We start from the raw sequence: 23897 nt of genomic DNA on the forward strand, positions 1-23897 counted from the left end.
CGAGAAGGGGTTGGATCAACAGCCCGATGCCGTCGCGGCCTTCGACACCCTGGCGGAGAGCTACACCGGTGGCGCGCGTTTCCTGCGCGATGCCGCTGAGCTGCTCTCGCACTGATGAACAGGACACCGCCGATGAATCCGATGCCTGAACTCGCTCCCATGCTGAAACAACTGCGCCTCTCTGGTCTCCTTGAGGCCCTGCCGGCGCGTAACCGCCAAGCCATCGAGGAGCACTTGGCCTATACCGACTTCCTCGCCTTGTTGATCCAGGATGAACTCGCCCGCCGCGAGCAGAAACGCCTGAGCCAACGCCTGCGCCGGGCCAACTTCCGTTCGCACAAGACCCTGGAGCAGTTTGACTTTGCCTTTAATCCCGGCATCAATCGGGCCTTGATCCAGGAACTGGCGACCGGGCAGTTCATCACGGAGCCAGCCTCGGTGCTGATCGCCGGCCCGAGCGGGACGGGGAAGAGCCATCTGGCCCAGGCCTTGGGCCAGATCGCGGCGTGCCAGGGGCAGGATGTGCGCTTCATGACCCAAACCCAGCTGCTTGGCGCGCTGAACGAGGCGCGTGCGACCGGGACTTTTCAACGGCGTTTTCAGGCGCTCTCACGGGTGGCGTTGCTGATCATCGACGATTTTGGACTGAAACCGCTGCGCTCGCCGCAGGATGAGGATCTGCATGACCTGATCAGCGAGCGCTACGAGCAACGCGCGACCATCGTCACCAGCAACCTGGACTTCAGCGAGTGGGGCGATGCCTTCCCGAATCGCTTGCTGGGCGCCGCAACCCTGGATCGGCTGCGCCATAACGCCTACCGCCTGGTCCTCGATGGGGCCAGTTATCGCGCCCCGAAACCGCTCCCTGAAGGCCCGAATTCACCCCTTGCACAACCGGCTAAAACCGCCAAACAATAGCCCCCGTTCGAGACCCCTGTGAGCCACTTCTGAGTGGCTCCATTAACCCGATCATGGGTGGCTCCATTAGGGCGGTCAGTGACACGAAGACCGGTAAGCCCTCGTCGCCGACGGGAAGAAACACGCGCTGGGTCCAATTGATGCGTTCGACGAAGGCGCCCTGCTCCTTGAGGATGCCGATCTCGGCGGCCGAAAATGACGCTCCACGTCGAACCTCGAGACGCTGCTCGAAATTCACCTTGGAACGAACGATCTCCCAACCGTTAGAGAGCACCGCCTTTTGGCCGCCCTGCACTGCCGCAAACAGCGCGCGTGAGTACAGCTTCGAGAGACTGGTGTCGCCGATGCCGAGGTTTCTCAGGGTCTGCTGGGCGGTCCGGCCTTCAAGCAAACGACCAAGCAGCTGCTCGCCCGCATCGGTCTGCAGGCGGTAGATGGTCTCGCTACCGGTCACTCGGTCCCAGATCGGCAGGATGGCGCCGACGAGCATGCCCTTGGATCGCGTCTCTGTCGCCGGTGCCGCGGCCAACTCCTGTTGCCACCGACGCTCGGCCTGCTCGAGCGAGATGCGCTGGGCAAGCTGCACGACGCGCGCAATGCCACCAACGGTGCGCACTGAGGTGCCGCGGGCGATCTCCTGCGCATTGTCGATATAGCGATGCGCCCCTTTGCGAATGCCGTAGAGCACGCCGCGATGGGTCTCGAGCCCCTCGCTGTTGATCCGGGTGCCACGGTCGGCCATGTAGAACACCTGCCCCTTGTGCTTTCCATAGGACGAGACGTACCAGCCGCTCACGCTGTCGTCGGTCGCGTCGCGCCTGTCCGCCATCGCCTTGATTCGGTCCCACGGCAGATACTCGATGGCGTTGGTCACATCGAGTTCGACGTAGCGGGTCACGGCGCCGGTCTTGTGGGTATAGACAAGGTCATCGCGCGTCTTGACGATGCTCTGTGCGCGCAATGTCTGCAGGCCCTCGTCGTAGATACCCTGCTGTTTGGCGTATTCGACCGCTTCGACTAAGCGGTTCTCGAACAAGCCAAAGACCTGGTTCTGCTTGTCGGTCTTCAGCGACAGCAATCGGTTCAGGAACTGCGGAACATTGGGGATCTTGCCCTGGACCAAGGCGCCGTTATCATCGACCAGCGAGAGTCCCATCTGCGCGGTCACCTCTTTAAACGACAGTGGCGTGCGGCCGTTATGCAGATCCTGGAACAGGTTCGTCAGTGCCGCTTGGGCGTAGACACTCTCGAGGTTGTCGGCGGCCGTGAACAGCCCTTGGGAGGTCGTCTGCCGTTGCCCTCGGGTCAGAGCGCCGAGCTGATCGAGGCGACGGGCGATGCTGGAAACGAAGCGTTTCTGGGCCGCCAGGTCGGTGGTCGGCAGCACGTAATGCGGTGCTGAGGCCTGATTGGTGCGATGGGTACGTCCAAAGCCCTGGACCGCGGCCGGGGCGCTCCATCCGGGTTGCAGGATGTAGTGGATGCGTCGGCGGCGGTTCTGAGCGGTGTTGTCGGCATGAAACGAGTAGCCGGTGCCGCCCGCCCCGGAGAAGACGAGGACCGATTTCTTGTCGGCCTGGAAGGCCTCGGCATCGACCCTGGAGGCATTCTTGCCGCGGCGTTCTTCGACGACGCGAAGGTTTCCCTCCTCGTCTCGCGTCTGCACGAAGCGCCGGCCCCGACCGGTGATCTCGGCGACCTGATCAGCACCGAAGGCGTTGATGATCGAGTCCAAGGGGTTCTCTGGCACGCGGATCTGGTTCAGCGTCTCCAACAGTGCGTCACGCATAGCGATGGCGCGCTGGTCGAAGACGGGGTTGCCCTCGCTATCCGTGACCGGCTGCCAGTGCACATTGCCGTTAGCGTCCTTGACCTGCTCGTGGGCGACGACTGGGAAGCCGTTGCGCACGTAGTCCATCAGCTGCTGCCGAGGCGTGAAATCCAGCTCTTCGAGGGCGGTACCCTGTGCGGTGGCGGCAGCGGCGATGCGTTCCTGGGCTGCCTCGTTGGTGTTGACGATCTGCACCACCGCGACGTTTCCGGCATCGATCTGCGAGCGCATGTGATCGATGACGGCCGGCGTCTGCAAGGCGGTCAGCACCTGGTTGAAGAACCGCTGATGCGCGCCCCAGAACTGCGACAGCGCAGCGCTCTTGGCCTGCGGGCTGTGCCCGCCTCCGGTCAGCTCTAAGGCCTCATCGACATTGGACAAGACAACCTGCCAGGCACCGGCCAGCTCGTCGTAGACCTCACGCTCAAACTCAGAGAGTGGATACTCCAAGCGTTCATAGCTAACGTCTTCGTAGGAGAGCGAGCGGGCGGTGTAGACGCCTAACGCCTTGAGGTCGCGAGCGGTCAGCTCCATCGCGGCGATGCCGCCTGAGGAGACCTCGCCGATGAATGCCTTAGCGTCGGCAAAGGGGGTGTCTTCTCCCCAAAGCCCAAGGCGCTCGGCATAGGTCAGGTTCGAGACCTCGGTCGCGCCGGTCGCCGAGACGTACAGGACGCGTGCATCCGGTACCTCCTTCTGCAGATTGATCCCGGCGATGGCCTGCTGGGACGGCTTGCGCTCGCCGCGCGCGCCCTTCACCGCGATGGCGTTGCCCATGCTATGGGCTTCGTCGAAGGCGATCACGCCATCGAAGTCCGGACCCAGCCAGTCCGTCAGCTGTTGCAGCCGTGTCTGCCCTGCCCGGCCGTCTTGGTTGTCCGTGCTCTGGCGCTTCTCGCCACCGCGCAGGGTACTGTAGGTGGTGAAGAGGATGCCCTTCTCGCGCGCGATGGTCGCGCTGGCCTTGGTGTCTCCTTGGAAGAATAAGAGGTCCGGATCACCGCCGACACCGGCAAAATCCCTTCGCGCATCCTCGATCAGCCCGCGGTTGAAGGAGACCCAAACGGCCTTCTCTCGACCCTGCACCCAGTTGTCCAGGATCACCCCGGAGATCTCTCGGCCCTTGCCGACCCCGGTGCCATCACCGATGAAGAAGCCCTTTCTCGACCCGTTGGGCAACCGCTCGCTGTGCGCTTGCCCTGCATAGACCACGGCCTCGAGCTGGGCCAGGGAGAGTCGGCCTTCGTCGATCACCTGCGTGGGCAGCTGTGGGTTGTAGGTCGGCGCTGGCGGATCAACCGCGCCCATGGCAGCGCTTTGGACGAGTCGTCCTGGGTGCTCGTGGGCGCCCGGGATCATCAGGCGCTGTGGTCGGTAAGCGGTAAAGACGGATTCAGTCAGCTCCGCTTTGGGTTCTTCGCCGCGATCCGCATCGGCCTGAATGGCTACAGGGGAGGCGTTGCTGACTGGGCTCTCAGTGACGCCACGATCTCCTCCAGGAGCTGCGCTGCGGCCTGATCCGGATCGGGATCGAGCTCGATCTCGTAGCTCTCCTCCGGAGCGGACTCCGTCAGGAGCCGCATCGCTTCCTCGGGGTTGGCCTCCAGGCGCGCCATCAGGAGCATCGGCTCCTCGATCGTCGGCGTCTCCAGCGCGCCCTTCTGGAGTCCTTGTCGCAGCAGGGCCAGGGCTGCGATCTCCTGATCTGGGCTCCAGGGCAGCTGGCCCTGAGACAGGATGGTCGCCGCGCGTTGATTCAAGGGTTGGCTGTTCAGCAGCGCGTAGTCGTGGCCGATCATGGCGGATAGCCTCCAGCAGTGGCGGTAGGTCGGACACCGACTCGACCGAGGCCGCCAGCACCGGTGCACGGGTTGGCCCGTCTTTGTCGATGACAACGAGACGATTATCGAAGGTTGTGCCGTACTTGGCGTACTCGCGACCGGAGATGCCGATGTTCGCGCGCACGTTATAGCGGCTCTGGATCTGTTCCCACCAGTCGCGGAAGGCCGGACGATCCAGCCCCATGCCATCACCGACGATGGCCACAAGGCGCCCGTTCTCGGCGAGTCGCTCCAGGGCCTGCTCGAGATGTCTCGCGCCGTTGGCGCTCTTGCGCTGGCCTTGGATGCGACCGGCAGTGGCCGAGAACGGCGGATTCATGACCACCACCGTCGGCACCAAGGAGCGCGGCAAGATGTTGTGCAGCTGCTCGGCATTCTCCCCGGTCAAAGTGGCTTCTGGGAACAGCTCCTTGAGCAGCTCGAGGCGACGCTCGGATAGCTCATTGAGCAGCAGATCGGCGCCGGCGAGTTGAGGCCAGATCACCAGGTCGCCGGTCCCAGCCGATGAGTCCAGCATCCGGTCCTCGGCGCGGATGTTGGCCGTCCAGTTGGCCACGAACGCCAAGGCCGGTGGCGTCGAGAACTGTTGGAATTCGTCCATCTCCTCGTCACGACGTGTCTGCGTTGGCAAGCGTTGCACGAGGCTCGTGAGGTCGCGTGCCTTCTGACTCGCCTGCGTCTGGCTCAAGACGGTCCAGGCTGCGGATTCGGTCTCCCTGAGGTAGAGGTTGACCGCCACCTCAAGCGCGTCGTAGGCGTCTTTCGACAGCCATTTGCCTTCTGCCTGGGTGCCGCCGAAGGCCTCGGTTGCCTCTGCGGCCAATTGATGCGAGGTCAGCGGATCACCCTGAGCAAGTCGCTCGCGCAGGCGCTGCGCAAGCGCGTAGCGTGGCGACAGAGAGGCCTCCTTCGGTGCAAACAGAGACGGCGTCGGGCTTGCGAGCCAGTCGTCGAAGTTGAAGGACATTTGATCCGGATGTTGGGTCAGTTTCTTGGCCATGGAGCGTGGTGGCAATGACTTCCCGAAGTGATGGACAAGCTGTAGCGACGATCAACGCTCATGGCCAGCTTGAGCCCGGCGTGGCTCTGCGGCGCGCTTGGGCGCTGGCATGCTGGCTGGAATCTCCCGCGCAGCGGTGCGCTCGACGGGCGGGAGCTTCTCGATATTGGCTGGCAAGCGATCCTTCTCGTGGGCGAGCAGGTAGTCGCTGATCTTGTCGGCATCCCGCGCGGCGCGGAGGATCTCTTTCGGGTCGTCCTTGAGCACCTTGATCCAGTGCTCGACGTAGGCGGCATGCTGGCCGGGATCATGACCGATGCCGATGCGCTCGCCGATCATCAGAGAGGCGATCTCGGCGCGTAGCTCTTCCTTGGCGTAGCCCTCGCTGCCGAAGGGATGGGCAATGTCTCGGTTCAAGCGGCTGGGATGACCGGTCGCGTGGGCGGTCTCGTGGGTGGCGGTGATGTAGTAACGATCCGCGCTCGAGAAGCTGTCTTTCGGGGGCAAATGGATCTTGTCGGTGGCGGGTCGGTAGAAGGCGCGATCGACTTGGTCGTGGCGGATCTCGACACCGGCGGTCTTCAGCAGGGCCTCGGCACGCTCATGACGATCCCAATTGGGTGCTGTCGTCTGCAGGGCCGGCAGCCCCTCGATCTGCTCGGCATTAAAGACGACCGCACTGAAGACCTTGGGTCGCTCCAGCTCGATGTTGCGATAGCGCTTGTTGCCCTCGGCATCCAGTAACGGCTTGCCGGCATCATCTTTGATGAGTACCTGGTCGTGGAATTTGTAGTACTGCACCAAGGTCCCCTTCTCACCGCGTCCGACCTGGGCGCCAACGCTTTGCGCCTGTTTGTAGGTCATCCAACGCGGATCATCCCGTCCGTGCATCTGCAGCCAGAGGGCGTTGCCGCCTCGGTAGCGGGTGCCGCTGACCGGGTTATGCGGTAGCGACAAGGAGCCAGGCGCCCAAGGCTTTTGCCAAGGGGCGGTGCCTTCCTCGAGCTGTCTGATCAGCGTATTGGCGACCTGCTCGTGGTAGGGGATGCGTGGCTTGTCTTCGGTCTGGCGACGACTCTTGGGTGAACGGGCCATCAGGCGCCCTCCCCTTCGGGGTCGAGCGACTGCTCTGGCAGATGCTCAGATGGGATATCGGCGGATGCCAGCGCATCGGCCTCGGTCAGCGCCTGCTCTTCAAAGGCCCCCAGCTCCTCGGCGGTCCGTGCATCGAGCTCGATGCGGGTTCCTGGGATGTTGAGCGACAGTAGGTCTTGATCGGTGGTTCTGGTCATGGTGGCTCCTGGTGTGGATGGGATCAGCGCTCGCGGCCTTGATCTCGGACGTGGTTGCGGCGCTTGGTGGGGGGCTTTGGTGTCGGGCCTTGACCCGGCGCTTGACGAGCGCCGGGCTCTGGCTGGTAGTCGTAATGGTCGGCGACGTAATCGCGAATCGCGTTCGCCGCCTCGTGATCTTGATGGGCTGCATAGTGATCAGCGATGCGGGTCCAGGCTTCGGCGCGTCGACGGATCGCGCGTGCTTCGGTTTCCGCCTCGTAACTCGGAGAGGGACTGGGGCCTTCGCGGGTACCACGACGGCTTAGCTCGTGGAGATCGCGGCGATAACCGTCCTTGCCTTTGCCGCGGCTATAGGCAGGCAGGGCCTCGGCAGGGATGCCGTGGCGCTCGAGGCTTGAGGCGAAGCGCTCACGCCAGGCCAAAAGGTCGTGCTTGCGCGGGTTCAGCCAGCGACCGTCCGTGCCCTGCAGCCCGATGACCACATGGGCGTGGTAGTGGTCGCGGTCGTCGTGGAAGGTGAACAGTCGATCGTGGGCCTGGAACTGGTCGTTCAAGAAGTCTCGGACCGCCAGCTCGAAGGCGCCAGTGTCGGTGCCCGCGGGCATGGAGAGCATGAGGTTCATACTGACGCGCTTGCGTGGTCGGCCGCGCGCTCGCCGAGCACCCTCCCCGTTCTGCTTCGGCACAACGCTGGCGATGGCGCGTCCGTAGGCATGCATCGCCTCCTGTGTCGACAGCCCGACCCGATCACCGATACTGGAAAAGCCGACGCCCTGATGATCGAAGACCTCGTTGTCGCCGTTCCTGGAGATGTAATCCAGATGCGCACCAAGCTGCTTTGCCGACGACGAGAAGCTCGTGATCTTGACCATGACCTGGGGCTTTCGCCGAACCGCGCTCAGGAGCGTTTGGCGCAAGACGCTAGCCGAGGGTGGCTGTTGTTCTAGGCCCACTTTCGCCCGACCGGTTTTGGCGAAGACAAAGCGCCAGTCATCTTGGAGCTGGTTGGAGACCGCACTCATGGCGTCCACTCGAGTGGTGGTGAAGCTCCAACCTGTTCAACGACTGCATTGCGCATGCTCAGTCCGGCAAGCGTGTCTTCAGATCTGACAGCAGCAGCCGGCTCTCGCGGATTCGGCTGTCGATCTCATCGAGCAACTGTTGAGGCACCACCACAGGGCGTCCCTCGTTGGCTGCATGGGCGAGCTGATTGAGGTTGATCCCAAGTCCGCGCAGCTGCGGATCGTGTTCGTCGAGAAGATGGCGCAACGGCAGATCGATGCCGTGCGCTTGCTCCAGGCGTTGGCTCGCGGCCGTGCGTAGCCAAGCGGAGACGGTGTCTTGACCACGGTGTGCATCGATCAGCCGACGCAATCTCGGTGGGATACGAAAGCGGAGAACGGCAGAGTTAGCCATGGGATGCTCGCGCGCCGTCGCGCCCGATTCGGGAAACCCGAGAGGGCCACTGCCTGTGGACCCTCGCGGCGAGCGGGGTGCTGCGGGTGTTGTTGCTCTCCATCGGTCTCTCTTCGAGCTGCCTGCAGGCGGCAGGTGCACGGGTTGGGCGCGTCGTTGAGAGGGGGACGGAGGCTGTGGGCGGGCGCGGCGGCAAAGATGTACCACATTTTGCCTATCCTGCCTTAAGCACTCCCCCTCTCGAGTTTCGTGAAGCTTCTCTAAGTTTCTTGAAGACTGCTTAGCATTTGCTCATAGTTGGTCTTTTGGCTTCTTTGTTATCCATATAGTTTGCAGTTTCCTACTTTATTTTCCTCTTGTCATCCTTTTTCTTTGCGCTTAGTATTCTGCTGACTTGCTTTTCTTCTACGCCTTAACCACAGTCTGTAGACACCGATGCCCCATGCCTGACAACAAGACGGTTCCACCCGAAGAGACCACCTCGCTTGAGGCAGCAGAGGCGGCGCTCGATCGGTTGGCAACCAAGCTCGCCGCACCACCGTTAGCGACACAGATCCGCCGCTTACTGCCGAAGATCGAACGAGCCTTGGAGGCCGGGGCGAGCTATGCGCAAGTCTTGGAGACCTTGCGCGAGTGCGGCATTGAGATGCCGATGACGACGTTCCGCAGCACGCTGCATCGCGCGCGGCTGAAGCGGGATCGAGACGAGGAAGGCGGTAGGAAAAGAAGAACCCGGATTGATTCGTCAGCAGAAGCGACGGATAGATCTGCTCAGGACGGTGGTGAGGGGTCCCAAGGCAAGAAACGCAATCCGCTGGCGATCCCGCCACGACCAAAGACCTTCGAGTGGGACCCGACGGAGCGTCCTCAGGTCACCTTTGTAACCAAGAAGAAACCCGATGCAGACCAGGAATCGTGACGCGCGAACGCTTGTCAGCGAGAAGCCGGTAGCACGCACTCTTCCCTAATTTGACTGTCCTGAACGGAGCGAAGATCTTCCATGGCAACCTTGTATCTCACCCTGCAAGGCAAGGGTGGAGTTGGTAAGAGCTATCTGACCACGGCATTCGCCCAGTGGATGCTGGAACAGGAACGGTCGGTCGCCTGCATCGACACCGATACCCTGAATCCAACGTTGCTGCAGTACGCACCCCTAAAGGCGACACATCTGAAGTTGTCGCAAAACCATGTCATCGACCCGCGGGCATTGGACACGCTGGTTGGAATCGTGGCCGAGTCGCCGCCTGATGGCCAGGTGATCGTCGACGTTGGCAGTAACGGTTTTGAGACGCTGATGGCTTATGAGGTAGAAAACGGGGTCTTCGCTCTCCTCCAAGAACTCGGCCATCGGGTGGTGGTACAGACGGTGATCGCCGGCGGCCCAGATGCCGATGAGACGGTCAAGGGAACCATGGCTCTGTTGGTCTCCACCGAGGTGCCGCTCATCCTGTGGCTGAACGAGCATTTCGGCCCGCTGGAGATCAACGGCCAACCGATCGCGGAGGCCTCCTTCCTGCACCAAGCGCAGGAGCGCATTCTTGGTACCGTCCTGCTGCCTGCTCGGACCAAGGCCACGTTTGGCAAGGATATCGAGGAGATGCTCCGCCAGCGCCTGACCTTCGCCGAAGCCATCGAGCGATTCGATCTGATGCCGCGCACACGCATCAAACGCATCCGTGATGAGTTGTGGGCGCAGCTCGATGCACTCCCTCTCGATGGCGACGAGGGCGAATGCTTGGCTCGCGCTTCGGCGTGAACCCGCCTGACGATCTGATCGGCGACATGATCGCGGAGGTCGCCCGCTCTCACGGGGTGGCGATCTCGCGTGATGATCCGATCTTGGCGGTGGTGTTGCTGAATCAGGTCGTTTTGCGGCGGTATCTCGAGGAGGTCGTCGCACCAACGACCGATGCGATCAGGGGCGCAGCCAGCGAGTCCATCCGACAGATTGAGCAGTTTGCCGAGGACCAAAAGACATGGATCGAGCAGGTGTCGCTGCAGGATCGAGCATCGTTTCTCGATGCGCAGAAGGCGCTTCACGAAACCTGGAAGGCCGACATGGAGACCCTGGTCGAAGGGCAGAACACCGCATTACAGCGAGTCGTGATGCAGACAGTCTCATCGCTGCGAGCACAGATGGATGGTGCTGAACCGCGCTTGCAAACAAACCCGTCGGCAACACGGATCGCTGTTCCAAGCGGACCGCTACAGGTCGTCACCTGGATCTGGATCGCCGCGGGGGTGTTGCTCGGTATCGGCGCGACCATGACGCTCGCGGCTGTTGCGTCGCTGAGTCTGATCGCATAGAACGTTGAAGACCTTCAACGCAATCGGAGACATAAAATGACGATGGTCGTCGCAGCTGAAGCCCCACCAATCGCAGCGGACGCTGACGGCAGCTTTCGTGTGGGCAACTCACGAGTGACACTGGAGACTGTCATCAGCGCTTTCCTAGATGGAGCCACTGCAGAGGAGATCGCCGAGCAATATCCAGCACTGTCCCTCGGAGAGGTTTACGCCGTCATCGCCTACTACCTAACCCATACTGCCGAAGTGGATCAATATCTGCTGACTCAAGAGCGACGTGCGGCTGAAGTACGGCAAGCAAACGAGCGACTCTTCAACCCCATTGGAATACGCGAACGCTTGATCGCCCGCCAGACACGGCAGGATTCAGTGTGATCCTCTTGCTAGCCGACGAGAACTTCAACAACAACATCGTTCGTGGGTTGCACCGGCGCAAGCCTGATATCGATTTGGTCCGGGTCCAGGACGTTGGTATTTCTGGAGCGGATGACCCGACAGTGCTGGAATGGGCAGCAAAATACCAGCGCGTTCTTTTAACCCATGACGTCACAACCATCACGGCGTTCGCTTACGAGCGGGTACGTGCGGGAAAGCCCATGCCGGGTGTCTTCGAGGTCAGCCGATCGGTTGCGCTACGCTCAGCAATCGATGACATCCTGCTCTTGGCAACCTGCAGCGAAGACGGCGAATGGGAAGGTCAAGTCCGTTACTTGCCATTGCGGTAGATCAAAAGCGTATCGATCAGCACCTCTGCCCGTCAAACCAGATCAGGCTTAAGTCGTTCGAGCGATATGTGAGGAAGAACGCAACAGAGCCTCATTCCAATCCTTGACATCAACGGGCAGGGCACGCCTGACCACCAAATCTTCCCTTGCAGTATCGGCAACCAAACGCTCGATAAGTGAAGAAAACTTCTCGCCATCATTATCATTATCAGTCGCAACCCACACTGTGGCATCCACCATCAATCGCTTGATGGCAGCCTGCAGCAGCAGTGGCTGATGAGCATTTAGGGCTCCCCCGAAGCTCGCATAACGCGCATGCTCGTCAGGATGCAACGCGGCGTAGCTTAGAGCGTCGATGCCACTCTCAACGATCACCAAAGCGGTGTCGGTGCGCTGTACCGCCGACACCCAAAGCCCCTTCTCGCCTCCAGGAGCAAAGCCTGTGAAGCCGCGGTTCTTCATCTCATAACCGCAGGGGCCATCCTGATCGACATGGGGAAAAATCACGTTGTCGCGTGCATCGACGAGGACCTTGCCGGCGAAGCGCGGATGCGCAAGCAGCGCGCGTGGAATTGCCCGATCTTCTTCCAGATAGCGATGCTCCACGATGGGCTTCATACCCGCTAGTGCGCGAAGCACGCCCACTCGATCTCGCGACACAGGAACAATCTCCCTGACATATCGCTCGGGCTCGATCCGCGGAACCGCCCCGCCGATCCAAGGCCGCAGCTCGCGGCGAACATCCCCAAGACTGCACCGCCGTCGATGCTGGATGAAATCGATGATCGATCCGTTGTCCCTGTCATCACGGACCGAAAAGTAGACCCAATGCTGGTCCTCGCCCCTGGCAATGATCACCTTGTCAGCATCGGCATCACGCATGACAACCGAGCTGCGGGAGCTTGCTCGCTGCTCGATCTGGTACCCCTGACTCGCAGCATATTCGGTCAGGTTGATCTCGATCTTGAAGCGATCGATCTCGTCTCGAAATTCGGGGCCGTAATCTCTCGCCGATTTTTTCGCATGCGAAAAAGACATGCCTCTGCCCTGCCCTGGTTATCCCGCCCGGCCGGCCTGATCGAGAACCGCTGCAACCGCGGCCTGCTCTTCTGAGTCAGTGACCTCGGCATTGGCGTCGAGCCAAAACGCGGCAGCTTGGACGGCCCAAAGCGGGGCTTTGGCAGCGGTGGCCCATTGCTCAAGGGCAGAACCGGGGGGTGGCCGACGCGGGTCTGAGAGTCCTTTCTGGATTGCAAAGGTGGTCAACAGCACTGCGGATTCCGCTGGAGAACGCTGGCTGTGGAAGCGGAATGCAGAGATCACCCGCCGGCGCGTTTCGTTGGGGATCGGAGTCATTGGGTTCGGCGTGGCGCCAACGGCACGACGTTATCTGAGGTGTCCTCGTCGATCAGACGGCGGGCTTGCTGAAGATAAGCCGGCGAGGTTGTCAGGATGCGCTCGCGTAGACCGGGAAGGGCCTCGATGAATCCGCCATGCAGGTCCTCGATAGACTCAAAACGAGCACTCCAAGCGCGAGCGACCGACTCCCTCAAGCGCTGATGCAGAGCGACGAGATCAGCAAATAGCACATCCAAGAGAGAATCGCCCTCAGAGGAACGGCGCCGCAGGTCGTTATCCAACGTCTCGATGCTGTGCTCGGTCAGAATCTCGGGTCCGAGAGAACAAGCCTCGGCACCAAACAGCGCCAAAGCGAGTAGGTCGATGGCAGAGGCCTCCAAGCGCATTGGGTCGGGCGCAAGACTTGGCCCAAGCAGCCCCATGGCTTGCTGGAAGCGTTGCTCCATCGCCTCATCAGCAGCCTTCTTCTGAAGGCCTGCCGGATTCTTCGACAGCTCGGCTGCATCGTCCAATCGTTCGACGATGCCGAGAGCCTTCTGCAGCACTCCGCGCTGCTGATCTGAGAGATAGCCGTTCATAGCGATCGTCGCCAAGGCATCGATGACCTCGCGATAACTCAGATGCGTCTTTCGGGAGGTTTCCGGGGCATTGTCTAGCGACTGCTGCGCGATCAGCTCCGCAAGCTGAAGCTCCGTTAGCTCATCATCTCCACAGAGATGAACGGTACCCTGGCACCCGCCACTAACATCGGCCCTGCGATCACACACCCAAGCACGACCATAAGCCGAACTGTCCAGGTGCATGGGGCCATGACATTCGGGACATCTCGGAATACCGGTCATGCGTATCGGTCTCCCCTGCCCTGACAACCCAACTCAAGGCCTTGGCACACCCAGGCGCAGCATTGCCGCCAAGAGAGTGGCTCCGCCGATTGCACATCGATGTTGGCGCTTTGAAATATCATGGCGTCTGGTCTCCCTGGTACAGCCCGGCATTGGAGCCGGGCCGCGCGCTCAGATGAGCGTCTTTCGGATAGCATCAAGCTCGAGCAGGTCTGCAAAGCTGATCCGCAGCTCTCCATGCTTACCAGACTCCGGCACCTCTACGGCTACAGGCAGACCAAGTCGAGCCTCTAGAGCAAGCGCGATCTCCGCATAGGGATCGACATCGCCCTCGCCCTCGCCGTCTGTCGCAGCATGATCAGTGCCGCTGGCTGCAGCAGGTGACTGAGCTTGAGTTGTCGAGCCGTCATCCTGTTCCTCGGTGTTCGCATGCTCACCCTCTTCATTCGGCGCGGTGAGATCAGTGGACTCCGGCAACGATGGCGTTTCAGGATGCTCAGTTTCGTCTTCACGAGCCTTTGCACGAGCCAATGCCTCACGCACCATGGCGCGACCAACCTGATCCTGTTTAAGCATCCGCTTGAACGCCTGCTGGTCGACCTTCTCTAGGTCCACCAGCATCGCCAAAGTCTCAGCGTCTCCCGTTCTCCCCTTAGCCACGAATGGCTCGAGACTCTTCTGGTGAGTGGCGATCTTCTTGCGCAACGAAACCCAAGCCGCGGTCTTGCCGAGCATCTCGGCAACCTCTTTTGGCTTGCGGCCAAGGTTGAGCAATCGCACAACCGCCATGGACTCCTCCATAACGGACAGCTCTTCGCGGTCAATATTCTCGATCAGCTGAACCGCTAGGCGCTGAGCATCGTTCAGCTCGCGGATGACCACGGGGACCAGCTGCAAGCCCGCCTTACCAGCTGCGCGCCAACGGCGCTCACCGGCGATCAGCATGTAGCGGCCATCGGTCTCGGGATGTAGCGAGACAATCAGCGGCTCGATAACGCCTTGGGCCTTCACCGATGCGGCTAGGGTCTCCAGGCGCTGCTCATCGAAGCTCGTGCGCGGCTGGTTTGGATCGGGATCGATCAGCGCAAGCTCGATCTCTTGGGCACCGGCATCTGCTGGAGTGTCCATCAGTTCGGCAAGGCTCGAGATTCCTTTTAGGCTCATGGCAGCTTCTCCAGGATAGCGGTGCACACACCGCGCATTTCTTGAGCGGCTCGTTGTGCACTCTCGCCCCTACTGTGCTGCCAAACGGGCCGACCGTTGTCGATCGCATCCGAAATCGCCACCCTATGGCCAAGCGTGACCGGCAACAGTTTGTCACCCAGTGCCTCGCGCAGCTCGGCGAGCATCCGGGTATGCGTGGCGGAACGGCTGTTCACCATATTGGCAAGGAGCCCGATGTTCTTAAGACGCGGATTGAAGCGTCGGATCACAGTCTGGATGGTCTTCTGCAAGTCGGTGATGCCCTGGATCGAGTAGCCATTGAGGGCAACCGGGCTCACCACGGCATCGGCGGCGATCAGTGCCGACAGTAGACGCCGACCAAGGGTGGGCGGCGTATCGATGATGACGAGGGTCTCGGGTGCCAGCGTAAGCGCTCGGAGATGGACAGCAGGACGCTCGATGCTCTCGAGCTCCAGGCCCTCGACATCGTTGATTGCCATGTCGGCCGGGATCAGCGACAGCTGCTCGGAGATAGCCTGCGGGGAGCCGGTTATGCTACCGGGCTTCTCGGTGAAAAGCGTCGAGGCCAGCAGACCGGTGAACTCATCGGCGAAGGTTCGGCTGCTGTTGGCCTGTCCATCCAGGTCCACAAGCAACACAGGACGCGCTTGCTCTAGGGCCAGCCAGGCCAGGTGAACGGCGAGCGTAGACTTACCAACGCCCCCTTTTTGATTCGCGATCGCTACGATCTGCATGTTTACCTCTCTAGGTCGTGCCACAAGGGCAGGAAGCTGCCTCAATGATACAGCTCGATGTACATCGGAACAATTTTTCGCATGCGAAAAAACCTGGTTTCAAGCGCTCAAGCCTTCGGCTTTCGCAAGGCGTTGCTCTAGGTCCCGAATGCGATAACCCAGCTCTTCGAGCAAGACATCAACGGGAGCAGTCTTGCCGGATGCGCTCAATCCTCGTCGAGAAAGAAGGCGGATTGCCTCATTGGCGGAGAGACCCTGCTCTTCCGCAAACTGCTCGATCTCGGCCTTAAGCTCTGGTGGCAACAGTAGCTGCATACGGGCCATCGGGGCCTTTTCTGCCATGAACACCTCCGTGAACACTCGGGATAGGTTAACCGTAAAGCATACAGCATGGCCAACACATGCGTTCGCCAACCTCGGTCCTGAACGCATGTGCCAGAAAGGCTAGAAATCCTCGGCAAACCCGATAGTGATAACGGCCTCACCCTGGTCCCCCGGACTAATGTCGAGTACAAGCTTTACAGGGACCGGCTCTCCGCCTCGGCTGTGCCTCGGAACGCGCATGAGCATGAAGTCGACGCGGCTCGCTTCGGTCTTCCGACGCGCCGCGTTGATCGCCATCCATAGCACATCCCAAAGTCGACCGGACTGGTCCTGATAGATGACGCGATCGTTATCTTCCTGTGCCCAGGCAACGCAATCGATCCAAACGCTCTGGGTTAGTGCCACAGGAACCCGAAAACCTACCTCTGTCGCAGTCTCGCTCACATCGATCAGCGAACCGTCCTCGAGTGCCTCGGCACGCGTGTAGCAGTGAATCAGGTCTGCATCGTCGAACATGGTGAACCTCTCTAGGTCGTGCTGTAACAACCATTGCCACAGCGAAGGATGCATCGCGAGTTTTTCGCATGCGAAAAAGTGAAGTCGGGACGGCGGCGTGAGTCGCCGCCCCGACAGAGGCTCAGATCAGGCCGCGCTCGGCCATCGAGACTGACTCTTCAGTCGAGACCACAAGATGATCCAAAACTCGGACATCAACCATGTCGAGAACCTCTTTTAGTCGCTTAGTGATCCGAAGGTCTGACTGACTTGGCTCGGCAACGCCCGAGGGATGATTATGGAAGAAGACAACTGCTGCAGCGCCCAACTCTAATGCACGAGCGACCACGACCCGTGGATGGACAGAAGCACCATCGACCGTGCCGTAGAACAACTCTTCCTTGGCAATGATGCGATGCCGGTTATCAAGGAACAGAACACCAAACAGTTCATGATGACGCTCACCCAGCTCTAAGCGGAGATAGGACCGGGTTGCCTCTGGGCTAGTAAGAGCGCTGCCGCGGCGGTGCTTGCGGGCCAGGATAGTCAATGCCAGTTCGATCACCGATTCCTTCTCGTCTGGCGACAGATCAGTAGGGCGAATGTCTGCGAAACGATTGATCGATGCGTTAGCGGGAAAAGAAACGACCTGCTGATTCATGGCAAAGGCTCCATGGCGTTGTTGTTACGATGGGTAAATTATACATCTACACATACAGCACTGCAACCATTTTGCGTAAAATATTTAGCTTATTCAGCAACCTATCTTGTTGGTGAGCGTTGGGAGAGAGCACGAGAGAGGGAACGTCTCTCGTATCGAAAGGCCGCGCGCAGCGCACCGATCCCCTATGCCATAGGCCATAGGTCGGCCCATCTTTCCCATCCCGTCGGAGCCGCGTCGGGCATCTAGGCCAACGGGCGTATTGAGGACCGGGTCAAGGAGGAACGCAGGAACGAGTAGTCCTTGACCCGGTCCACGCCCGTTGGATGATGGCCGATAGACGCGGCTTTGACGGGATAGCGCTCAGGCCGGAAGCAGCTCTTAGCAAGCGGAGCGCGCAGGCGTCAGGGATCGTTACCCGCATGGGCGGAGACGCGGCACCCGTCGGGAACGGGTGACGTGGCTCCGGGCGACCCGGTCAGGAGACCGGGGCGTCTAGAGCCCGGCCCTTGGGAGACGCAAAATCCAGTGAATTTCGCATGTGAAAAAAGTACGGACCAAGAGACAGCACAGGTCCTTGCAAATCGAAAACGAAACTTCCAATTTGCCAGGATGCTACCTTGCGCGACCTCATCGAAGGTTCAAGTTGCCTTGGTAATCCATGCTAGCTAGCTTTCGTGGTTGGCATGGATTCGCGGTGGATATTGGCGGGGCATTGCCGATCTCTAGCAGCACGGCATCGGTGACAACGACCGGATGCCCATCAAACCGCTGTGAGAGCGCAAGCGCCTCGGCATGCTGTTGATCGTTTTCGTTGACCAGCGCAAGGATGTAGCCGGTATCGATAAAAACGGTCTCAGGCATCCCGTTCGCCGAGGACGTAGGTATCATGATGTGTCGAGAGGTCTTTCGGCCCCTGAGTCTTCACCCGTCGCAGTCGCGCAAAGATCGTCTCGGGCTGGTCGGCAGCCTGGGGTTCGACATCGACTAGAACGACGCGCACCGTCCTACCATCCAAAATATGACGATGCTCGGTCGGAATATCGAGAATACCGTCATGGGCGACGGCCTGAAATTCGATTGTATCCATCAGCTTTGATCTGAAAGATTTGCAAGGCAGCAGAATAGCATCTGTTCGCCAACCACCCCCAACAGACTCGATTGGCCACAGGGACAAGACAACTAGTGCCAAGGCATACCCGTAGAAAATTTTCGCATGCGAAAAACTGAGTGGTTCGCGGCAGCCGCTCGTGACATGTCGGGCTTAGTTTTCACCCGACATCGAAGCACTATGAATAAGCCTCAGCGCCCCTGCGAAGCCCGCTCTCGCTGTCGATCGCGCGAGATGACATTCCGATCCGACCGGCTCCCCATATCCACGGCGGAGCGAGGGTTATCCTGAGACGCTAATCGCGTCCGAGCCTGCTCATACAGCTCTCGGAAACGGGCCTGTTCTTCCGGCGGAAGTTTCCCGAGGCGCTCGGCGGTAAACAACTCGATCACCTTGTTCGCGATCGGATCATCTCCCGCTTCTCTGCGTTGTCCGTCTTGAGCCTCGTTCGTTCTATCTGATCGCGATAGCACACTAACTGACCAGGTGTTCCTCTCGGTCTCGCTGAGCACTTGGTCGACGACCTTGCCTTGCTGGTCTCGGATCGGCCTCTGGACCTGAACGCGCTGTTTCCCAGAACGCCCAAGCTGAACCTGGTCGCCGATCTCAGCCTTGGCGTCATCAATCGCTCGCTCAAGATCCAACCCCCATTGGGTCGTGACCTTGCCGGATTCACCTCGGAGCGCAACAAAGTAGCTCGGGGAGTTCTCTGGTTGGTTCTGGTAGGGAGCAGGACCGTAATCGACGAGAGTGCCGGCAAGTGAGTCAGCAGGACGATTTCGTTGACGACCATCGGCACGAGCATCGGAGACATCTCGTCGAGGAGGACGAGAGGCCACTTGTTCTTGTTCGAGCATTGCACGCTCACCAGCACTTGGCGAATAGCCATCCACTGCGATCCCGCGTCTTGCCGCCGCAGCCCAGACGAGTCGACGAAAATCCTTCGTCCCTTTCACCTTCAACGCAGACCAACCGCGAGCCTCGGCCATCTCCACCATTGCAGTAGCCACGCTCACCGAGCTGTCGTGGGCGCGGAAGGTCTCGCCGCGCGTCTCAAATGCAAGCTTGTCTGGAGTCTGGCGATAAAAGAATCCGTCACCGGCGCGCACGAAGTGACGCATGACGAAGGCCGGAAGCTGATCCTGAGAAGTCTTCGCAGTCGACGCAGCTGTCGAAGAGGCCTCAGAGTAGGGCGTCGACAACTGGTCAAAAGCAGAAAGCCTGACAGAGGTTGCTTCACGAGCACGATCCCTTGATATCTCGTTACCTTCATCTGCAGCGGCTTCTGGCGAGCCTGGAGAGACAGGTGCTGGCTCATCAAAGGGAGTGTGTGCCCAGCTCGAAGCGATCACCGATGCGACATCTCGCGGCACCAGATCTCTGAGCATCTTGATCACTGGCTCCCTATCCGATTCAGCAACATCTTTCAGCGTTGAATGGAAACCGGCGTCGAGCGCTGCATACATCTTCTCTGCAGATCCATGATCTGATCTCAGCCGATCCCAATCCACATCCGAAAGATAGTCTTCAACCCGATAGACCTCGTCACCCGGAAGCGGGGACGGGAGATCCGGCGGCAACGGCTCATCGAAGTTCGCTTGCCACTGGCGCCGCAGCTCAAGCCGAGTGTTATGAGCGGTAAGCGAAACCGCTTGCTTACTCAGGTGAGGCTCATCTGGATCTCGAAGGTGAAGCTCGACTGAAGCAGCTCCGAGACTATCGGCCTGATCGGACTGGATGTGAACCGCCTGTTGCCAGGCAGCCCTTGGTTGATCGAAGACTGCGGCTTCGGAAGGATCGCCTGTCCAAGTGATACCGTCTTTCCAAAAGACCCCGGTATCCGATCCGATAACGATGCGATGTGGCTTGACCATTGGGTGATCTCTGCAAAAGGCTCAGAGATACCATGGACGAGGCTCTACCAAGATACCGCACAGCGCCAGATGGGTACCCTTTAGCGCCAAAGGCAGGTTGGAGCATCGTCCATTTCTTTTTCCTACTGCCTTTCTGCCTCTCCAGCACAACTGACGTCTGATCTGATTGGAGGCTTTGCATCAGGCTTTGGAAGCGCGATTTTTGCGCTTCAAGCCAGGTTATCCACAGCCGGGCCTCCCTCTTTTTTTTCTTGTTTATATCTTGTTTTTTCTTGTTTGTAAGAGGCCGAAATCGATTTTTAAAACAATAGCTTGCAAGTGCCTCGTGCTACACTTTTATGGTCAACTGCTACACTTTTACGGTTACATGCCTACAGTTTTATGGTCATTTGCTACAGAAATATGGTGCGATCCACAGGTTATGCCGACCTTTTCCACAGACGGGATGGCGGAATCCGTAGACTCGATCTCGAGCGTCGATCTGCTACAGATTTATGGTTTCGGACAGAGCGGTCCTGTTCTGCTACAGAAATATGGTCCGTATGCTTCTGCTACAGATTTATGGTGCGCGAATCAAGCTTGCATCAAGGGCAGATCAAGCCCCGGTTCTGCTACAGAAATATGGTTGTCTAAGTGCTGTTCTGCTTCGACTACACCAGTTGCGCTCTGAAGCAGTTTAGGAATACGCTACAGTATCGGCATTAAGTAGCAGGAAGCCCCATGGACCAGCAACGCTCGATCGCGGTGAGAGCTGACGGCAGCTCCATCGTTACCAAGGCCAACGCCCTGATCGAGGCCTCCTACAACCTGACGCTCAACGAACAACGCATCATCCTCGCATGCGCGGCGAAGCTTGACGGCCGCAAACCGATGCCACGAGACGCCGTCTTTATGCTAGAGGTGGATGAGTTCGCGGAGCTGTTCGGCACTGATTCCAGGAACGCCTACACGGAGATGGAGGAGGCGGTCACCAAGTTGTACGAGCGTGACATCCGCCGCATCGATGGCAAGGTCCGCAAGCGCTTGCGCTGGGTTTACATGGCGGAGTATCGAAAAGGGGAGGGCAAGGTCAGGCTTGGCTTCTCTCCAGAGATCGCCCCCTACTTGACCATGCTGCATCGGCGCTTCACCAGCTACCGGCTGGAAGAGATCGCAAGACTGCGCAGCGCTTATGCGATTCGCCTGTTCGAGATGCTCGCCCAGTATGTTGATACTGGTGTGTTTGTGATCACGGTCGAAGAGTTTAAGCAACGCTTCGGCATCGAGGAAAAGTACGACCGCTTCTCCAACTTGAAGGCGCGTGTGATCCAACCGGCGGTTGACGACCTGCAGGCCAAAACATCGCTCGACATCAGCTGGCGAGGCATCAAAAACGGCAAGTCCGTCGTCAGGCTGGAGTTTAGGTTCGAGGAAAAGGCCCAGATGCACATGGACATCTGAGCAGCAGTCAGTCACAGGTAACTATGTCAACCATGCTCGCAACCGCGGTCCGCGGTTTTCATCGTCTACTCGAGCATCACGGGCTCGCAGCGGATGCCCTGTTCATCGACGCTGGTCTTGATCCGCATAAGCTCAATGATGCGCAGGCACGTTACCCGATAGACCGCGTCCGAGCACTGTGGCGACAGGCCAACGAGCAGATCAAAGATCCCTGTTGGGGTCTGGCCGCCGGCGATCTGTGGCGCGCCACGGATTATCACGCCCTTGGCTATGCCTACCTCGCCTCATCCACACTGGAAAGCGCGTTTCGGCGCGTTGAGCGTTACTTCCGGATCGTGATCCAAGACGCCTCGATGCACAGCGAGATCATCGCCAACAGCATCAGGTTTACCCAAAAGTTTCCCGCCTACGCGCCGAATTTTCCGGCAGCCCACGACATTCGCCTTTCGATCAGCTTGCGCCTCTGCCGCGATGTCTACGGCAAGGACTTCAGCCCTCAAGAGGTGCAACTCGCGCATCCCTGGCAGCCCTGCGGATATGAAGACTTCTTCGGCTGCCCTGTCCGTTTCGATGCGGACATTTCCGGGTTCTTGGTGACAGTCGAGATGGCTCGCCGGCCACTTCCGGCCAAGAACCGTGACCTTGCGCGGGCCAACGATCGGATTCTGCAGGATCTCGAACGTCGCCTGATTGACAACTCGATCATCGGTCGCGTGCACGATGCCATTGTCGACAACCTGCCGGAAGGCACGCCCAGCGCACAGGAGGTCGCCCGCCTGCTGGCCGTGTCGCCCAGAACCCTGCAGCGCAAGCTCCAAGAAGAGGGCACCACCTTTCAAACCGAACTCGACAGGGTGCGCAAACAGCTAGCCGAGCAATACATCCAGAGCGGCGCCTACGACCTGCAGACCATCACCTATCTGACCGGCTTCGCAAACCCTCCCGCCTTCTCGCGCGCCTACAAGAAATGGACCGGCCGCAGCCCTAGCGAGGATCGGGCTGCGACACGCACTTAGATCCAATACCTTGCTGTAGCAGATTGGCGTGCTTTGGTATTCAAAAGGCGCGCAAGGATATTCGTATCCGCTGATATGCCTGTTAGATTTTTGCCCCACCGAGACAGCATGGTCTCGGCAAGATGACATCAATCTGACATGGCGAAGATATGGATCTGATGACACTGATTGCGGTCTGCGCGCCCATGGTGGCTCCCACCATGATGAAGGCGATCGTGCTCGAGGAGAGCAGAGGCCATCCCTACGCCATCCATGATGGCAAGACTCATCGAGCCATCTTTCCGACGACTCGTGACGAGGCCACTGCCACCGCGCAGCGCCTGATCGCCGCTGGCCATCGCATCGATGCTGGCCTGGCCCAGATCAACAGCGAGAACTGGAGCTGGCTTGGACTCACGCCCGAGAGCGTCTTCGATCCCTGCACCAACCTCGCCGCTGGCGAGCGCGTCCTCATCGATGCCTACGCCCGTGCCCCGTTCACCGTCGATGCTGCCATCAGTCGCTACAACAGCGGCGATTCCGAGCGAGGCATCCGCAACGGCTATGTCAGTCGCGTCAAGGCCTGGCTAGCCAAACCACAACCCGATCGTCGATACCAGATTGAGGCGGTACCGGTCGACGGCTATACGCTCGACGAGCCGGTCGTGGTCAGCGTCAATCTCGCCCAGTCCTTGTTGGCCAACGCTCCAATCACTGATCAGCCTGAGTCTGATCCTGATCCCGTACTGGCTCAAGAGCCACCGAGAACCAGCGCCAAACCCTGGCGTTTTGAAGCCGTGCCCGACGGCTTCGGCGGCGGATAACGCCGCATCCCGGCGCCTCACCCCAGGCGCACGCCATCGCTAACCCCTGCCGACCCGTTCGGCGCTTTCTTTGACGTCCTCAACTGAAGGAGAGCCCCGCGTGACCCACGCAAACGCCACCGACCCAACGACCCGCAGCATTGCGGCCCTGAGCCTATTGGCCGCCCTGACACTCGCCCCGGAGATCGCCTCAGCCAACGTGCTCGACAACTTTGGCGACGCCATCCTCGGCATCCTCAACAACACCTTCCTGCGCGCGATCGCCATCGCCGCCGTCATCGCCGCTGGCCTCATGGCCCTGTCCGGGCGCATCCAATGGATGAGCTTTATCAGCGTCATGTTCGCCGTGGTGATCATCTTGTAACTTCTCAATAAGTCACGGCACGCCCGCGGCCGCCGCCCGCTCACGGACGATGTCCGGCAACGGCGGAATCGTGCCGGTCTGCTCAATGCGATCGTTGAGATACTCCCAAAAAGAGAGGCCCAACTTGCGGCAGGTCTTCTTCAGGCTGGCGAAGGTATCGCGGCATCGTCGCCCGAGGTCACTGCGGGTTCCGCCGCTGATCTTGCGCCATTTGACGTAACCGCGGATATCGTTCTCACTGCCGTTGGTGTGCAGCGGGATATCGGGGCGCAACAAGACCAGTAGCAGCTCGCTCTGGTGGCGATGTAGCCGCTTCAAGGTCTGGTTGAGGGCGGCAAAGGAGGTCTTCTGGGTGA

27 protein-coding genes are annotated in these 23897 nt (G+C 59.9%); 10 read left to right on the top strand and 17 right to left on the bottom strand.

Going from position 1 to position 23897, the window contains the following annotated elements:
* Window positions 1-141: 141 nt before the first annotated feature.
* Complete coding sequence (gene istB / locus CCR96_RS01935; RefSeq protein WP_274601054.1) at window positions 142-918, top strand: IS21-like element helper ATPase IstB; 777 nt, start codon at window positions 142-144, stop codon at window positions 916-918.
* Here the strand turns inward: istB and CCR96_RS01940 are convergent.
* Genes CCR96_RS01940 through mobC form a run of 5 tightly spaced genes read right to left on the bottom strand, consistent with a single transcriptional unit; the run spans window position 899 to window position 8301 of the window.
* Entirely contained in the window at window positions 899-5590 is a 4692-nt protein-coding gene (locus CCR96_RS01940; RefSeq protein WP_201215622.1) for a strawberry notch-like NTP hydrolase domain-containing protein, read from the bottom strand. The two genes, istB and CCR96_RS01940, sit on opposite strands and share 20 nt — an antisense overlap.
* 51 nt (window positions 5591-5641) lie before the next feature.
* On the bottom strand, window positions 5642-6685 hold the full coding sequence (locus CCR96_RS01945; RefSeq protein WP_201215623.1) for an ArdC family protein: 1044 nt from the start codon (window positions 6683-6685) through the stop codon (window positions 5642-5644).
* Entirely contained in the window at window positions 6685-6882 is a 198-nt protein-coding gene (locus tag CCR96_RS01950; RefSeq protein ID WP_201215624.1) for a conjugal transfer protein TraD, read from the bottom strand. Before CCR96_RS01950 ends, CCR96_RS01945 begins: the two co-directional genes overlap by 1 nt.
* A 23-nt stretch (window positions 6883-6905) precedes the next feature.
* Entirely contained in the window at window positions 6906-7907 is a 1002-nt protein-coding gene (locus CCR96_RS01955) for a relaxase/mobilization nuclease domain-containing protein (protein WP_201215625.1), read from the bottom strand.
* Window positions 7908-7965: 58 nt separating this feature from the next.
* A complete protein-coding gene (gene mobC, locus CCR96_RS01960) occupies window positions 7966-8301 on the bottom strand; it encodes a plasmid mobilization relaxosome protein MobC (protein WP_201215633.1) in 336 nt (111 codons plus the stop codon).
* 442 nt (window positions 8302-8743) lie between these two features.
* Here mobC and CCR96_RS01965 point away from each other — a divergent pair, with 442 nt between their 5' ends.
* The 5 genes from CCR96_RS01965 to CCR96_RS01985 all read left to right on the top strand — a co-directional run bounded on the left by CCR96_RS01965 (window position 8744) and on the right by CCR96_RS01985 (window position 11333).
* Entirely contained in the window at window positions 8744-9220 is a 477-nt protein-coding gene (locus CCR96_RS01965) for a hypothetical protein (protein WP_201215636.1), read from the top strand.
* 81 nt (window positions 9221-9301) lie between these two features.
* Entirely contained in the window at window positions 9302-10057 is a 756-nt protein-coding gene (locus tag CCR96_RS01970) for a P-loop NTPase (RefSeq protein WP_201215644.1), read from the top strand.
* On the top strand, window positions 10054-10608 hold the full coding sequence (locus CCR96_RS01975; RefSeq protein ID WP_201215647.1) for a transcriptional activator TraM: 555 nt from the start codon (window positions 10054-10056) through the stop codon (window positions 10606-10608). Before CCR96_RS01970 ends, CCR96_RS01975 begins: the two co-directional genes overlap by 4 nt.
* A gap of 36 nt (window positions 10609-10644) precedes the next feature.
* The gene (locus CCR96_RS01980; protein WP_201215649.1) at window positions 10645-10983 is read left to right on the top strand and encodes a DUF433 domain-containing protein; all 339 of its coding nucleotides are present in this window, start codon (window positions 10645-10647) and stop codon (window positions 10981-10983) included.
* Window positions 10980-11333 carry a DUF5615 family PIN-like protein gene (locus CCR96_RS01985; protein WP_201215651.1) on the top strand — a complete coding sequence of 118 codons (354 nt, stop codon included), beginning with the start codon at window positions 10980-10982 and terminating at the stop codon, window positions 11331-11333. The genes CCR96_RS01980 and CCR96_RS01985 overlap by 4 nt, the downstream gene beginning before the upstream one ends.
* 48 nt (window positions 11334-11381) lie before the next feature.
* Here CCR96_RS01985 and CCR96_RS01990 read toward each other — a convergent pair whose 3' ends face one another.
* From CCR96_RS01990 to CCR96_RS02040, 11 genes are all read right to left on the bottom strand, one after another.
* Complete coding sequence (locus tag CCR96_RS01990; RefSeq protein WP_201215654.1) at window positions 11382-12371, bottom strand: DUF3991 and TOPRIM domain-containing protein; 990 nt, start codon at window positions 12369-12371, stop codon at window positions 11382-11384.
* Window positions 12372-12389: 18 nt separating this feature from the next.
* Window positions 12390-12689, bottom strand: coding sequence for a hypothetical protein (locus CCR96_RS01995; protein WP_201215656.1), 300 nt, complete (start codon window positions 12687-12689; stop codon window positions 12390-12392).
* On the bottom strand, window positions 12686-13495 hold the full coding sequence (locus tag CCR96_RS02000; RefSeq protein ID WP_201215658.1) for a hypothetical protein: 810 nt from the start codon (window positions 13493-13495) through the stop codon (window positions 12686-12688). The genes CCR96_RS01995 and CCR96_RS02000 overlap by 4 nt, the downstream gene beginning before the upstream one ends.
* Window positions 13496-13705: 210 nt before the next feature.
* Entirely contained in the window at window positions 13706-14698 is a 993-nt protein-coding gene (locus tag CCR96_RS02005; protein WP_201215663.1) for a ParB/RepB/Spo0J family partition protein, read from the bottom strand.
* Window positions 14695-15453: a ParA family protein gene (locus tag CCR96_RS02010; RefSeq protein WP_201215667.1), complete on the bottom strand. Its 759-nt coding sequence runs from the start codon at window positions 15451-15453 to the stop codon at window positions 14695-14697. Before CCR96_RS02010 ends, CCR96_RS02005 begins: the two co-directional genes overlap by 4 nt.
* A gap of 99 nt (window positions 15454-15552) precedes the next feature.
* On the bottom strand, window positions 15553-15795 hold the full coding sequence (locus CCR96_RS02015; RefSeq protein WP_201215671.1) for a hypothetical protein: 243 nt from the start codon (window positions 15793-15795) through the stop codon (window positions 15553-15555).
* Window positions 15796-15897: 102 nt separating this feature from the next.
* Window positions 15898-16347, bottom strand: coding sequence for a DUF6573 family protein (locus CCR96_RS02020; protein ID WP_242518348.1), 450 nt, complete (start codon window positions 16345-16347; stop codon window positions 15898-15900).
* Between the two features lie 67 nt (window positions 16348-16414).
* On the bottom strand, window positions 16415-16933 hold the full coding sequence (gene radC, locus CCR96_RS02025) for a RadC family protein (RefSeq protein ID WP_201215675.1): 519 nt from the start codon (window positions 16931-16933) through the stop codon (window positions 16415-16417).
* 630 nt (window positions 16934-17563) lie between these two features.
* Window positions 17564-17797, bottom strand: a complete 234-nt coding sequence (locus tag CCR96_RS02030) for a PIN domain-containing protein (protein WP_201215679.1) — start codon at window positions 17795-17797, stop codon at window positions 17564-17566.
* Window positions 17790-18023 carry a hypothetical protein gene (locus CCR96_RS02035; RefSeq protein ID WP_201215683.1) on the bottom strand — a complete coding sequence of 78 codons (234 nt, stop codon included), beginning with the start codon at window positions 18021-18023 and terminating at the stop codon, window positions 17790-17792. Before CCR96_RS02035 ends, CCR96_RS02030 begins: the two co-directional genes overlap by 8 nt.
* 212 nt (window positions 18024-18235) lie before the next feature.
* Window positions 18236-19918, bottom strand: coding sequence for an LPD7 domain-containing protein (locus CCR96_RS02040; RefSeq protein WP_201215687.1), 1683 nt, complete (start codon window positions 19916-19918; stop codon window positions 18236-18238).
* Window positions 19919-20638: 720 nt separating this feature from the next.
* Between CCR96_RS02040 and CCR96_RS02045 the strand changes: the two genes are divergently transcribed.
* The 4 genes from CCR96_RS02045 (at window position 20639) to CCR96_RS02060 (ending at window position 23541) form a co-directional block, all read left to right on the top strand.
* Window positions 20639-21358, top strand: a complete 720-nt coding sequence (locus CCR96_RS02045; protein WP_201215691.1) for a replication initiation protein — start codon at window positions 20639-20641, stop codon at window positions 21356-21358.
* Between the two features lie 23 nt (window positions 21359-21381).
* Window positions 21382-22374, top strand: coding sequence for an AraC family transcriptional regulator (locus tag CCR96_RS02050; protein WP_201215695.1), 993 nt, complete (start codon window positions 21382-21384; stop codon window positions 22372-22374).
* Between the two features lie 158 nt (window positions 22375-22532).
* Window positions 22533-23177 carry a lytic transglycosylase domain-containing protein gene (locus tag CCR96_RS02055; RefSeq protein WP_242518350.1) on the top strand — a complete coding sequence of 215 codons (645 nt, stop codon included), beginning with the start codon at window positions 22533-22535 and terminating at the stop codon, window positions 23175-23177.
* Between the two features lie 100 nt (window positions 23178-23277).
* On the top strand, window positions 23278-23541 hold the full coding sequence (locus CCR96_RS02060) for a TrbC/VirB2 family protein (protein ID WP_201215714.1): 264 nt from the start codon (window positions 23278-23280) through the stop codon (window positions 23539-23541).
* Between the two features lie 12 nt (window positions 23542-23553).
* Here CCR96_RS02060 and CCR96_RS02065 read toward each other — a convergent pair.
* Window positions 23554-23897: IS66 family transposase (locus CCR96_RS02065; RefSeq protein ID WP_201215731.1), on the bottom strand; the 344-nt coding region annotated here is incomplete at its 5' end.

Source organism: Halochromatium roseum, from assembly GCF_016653315.1.
In the GTDB taxonomy this organism is placed as follows: Bacteria; Pseudomonadota; Gammaproteobacteria; order Chromatiales; family Chromatiaceae; genus Lamprobacter; species Lamprobacter roseus.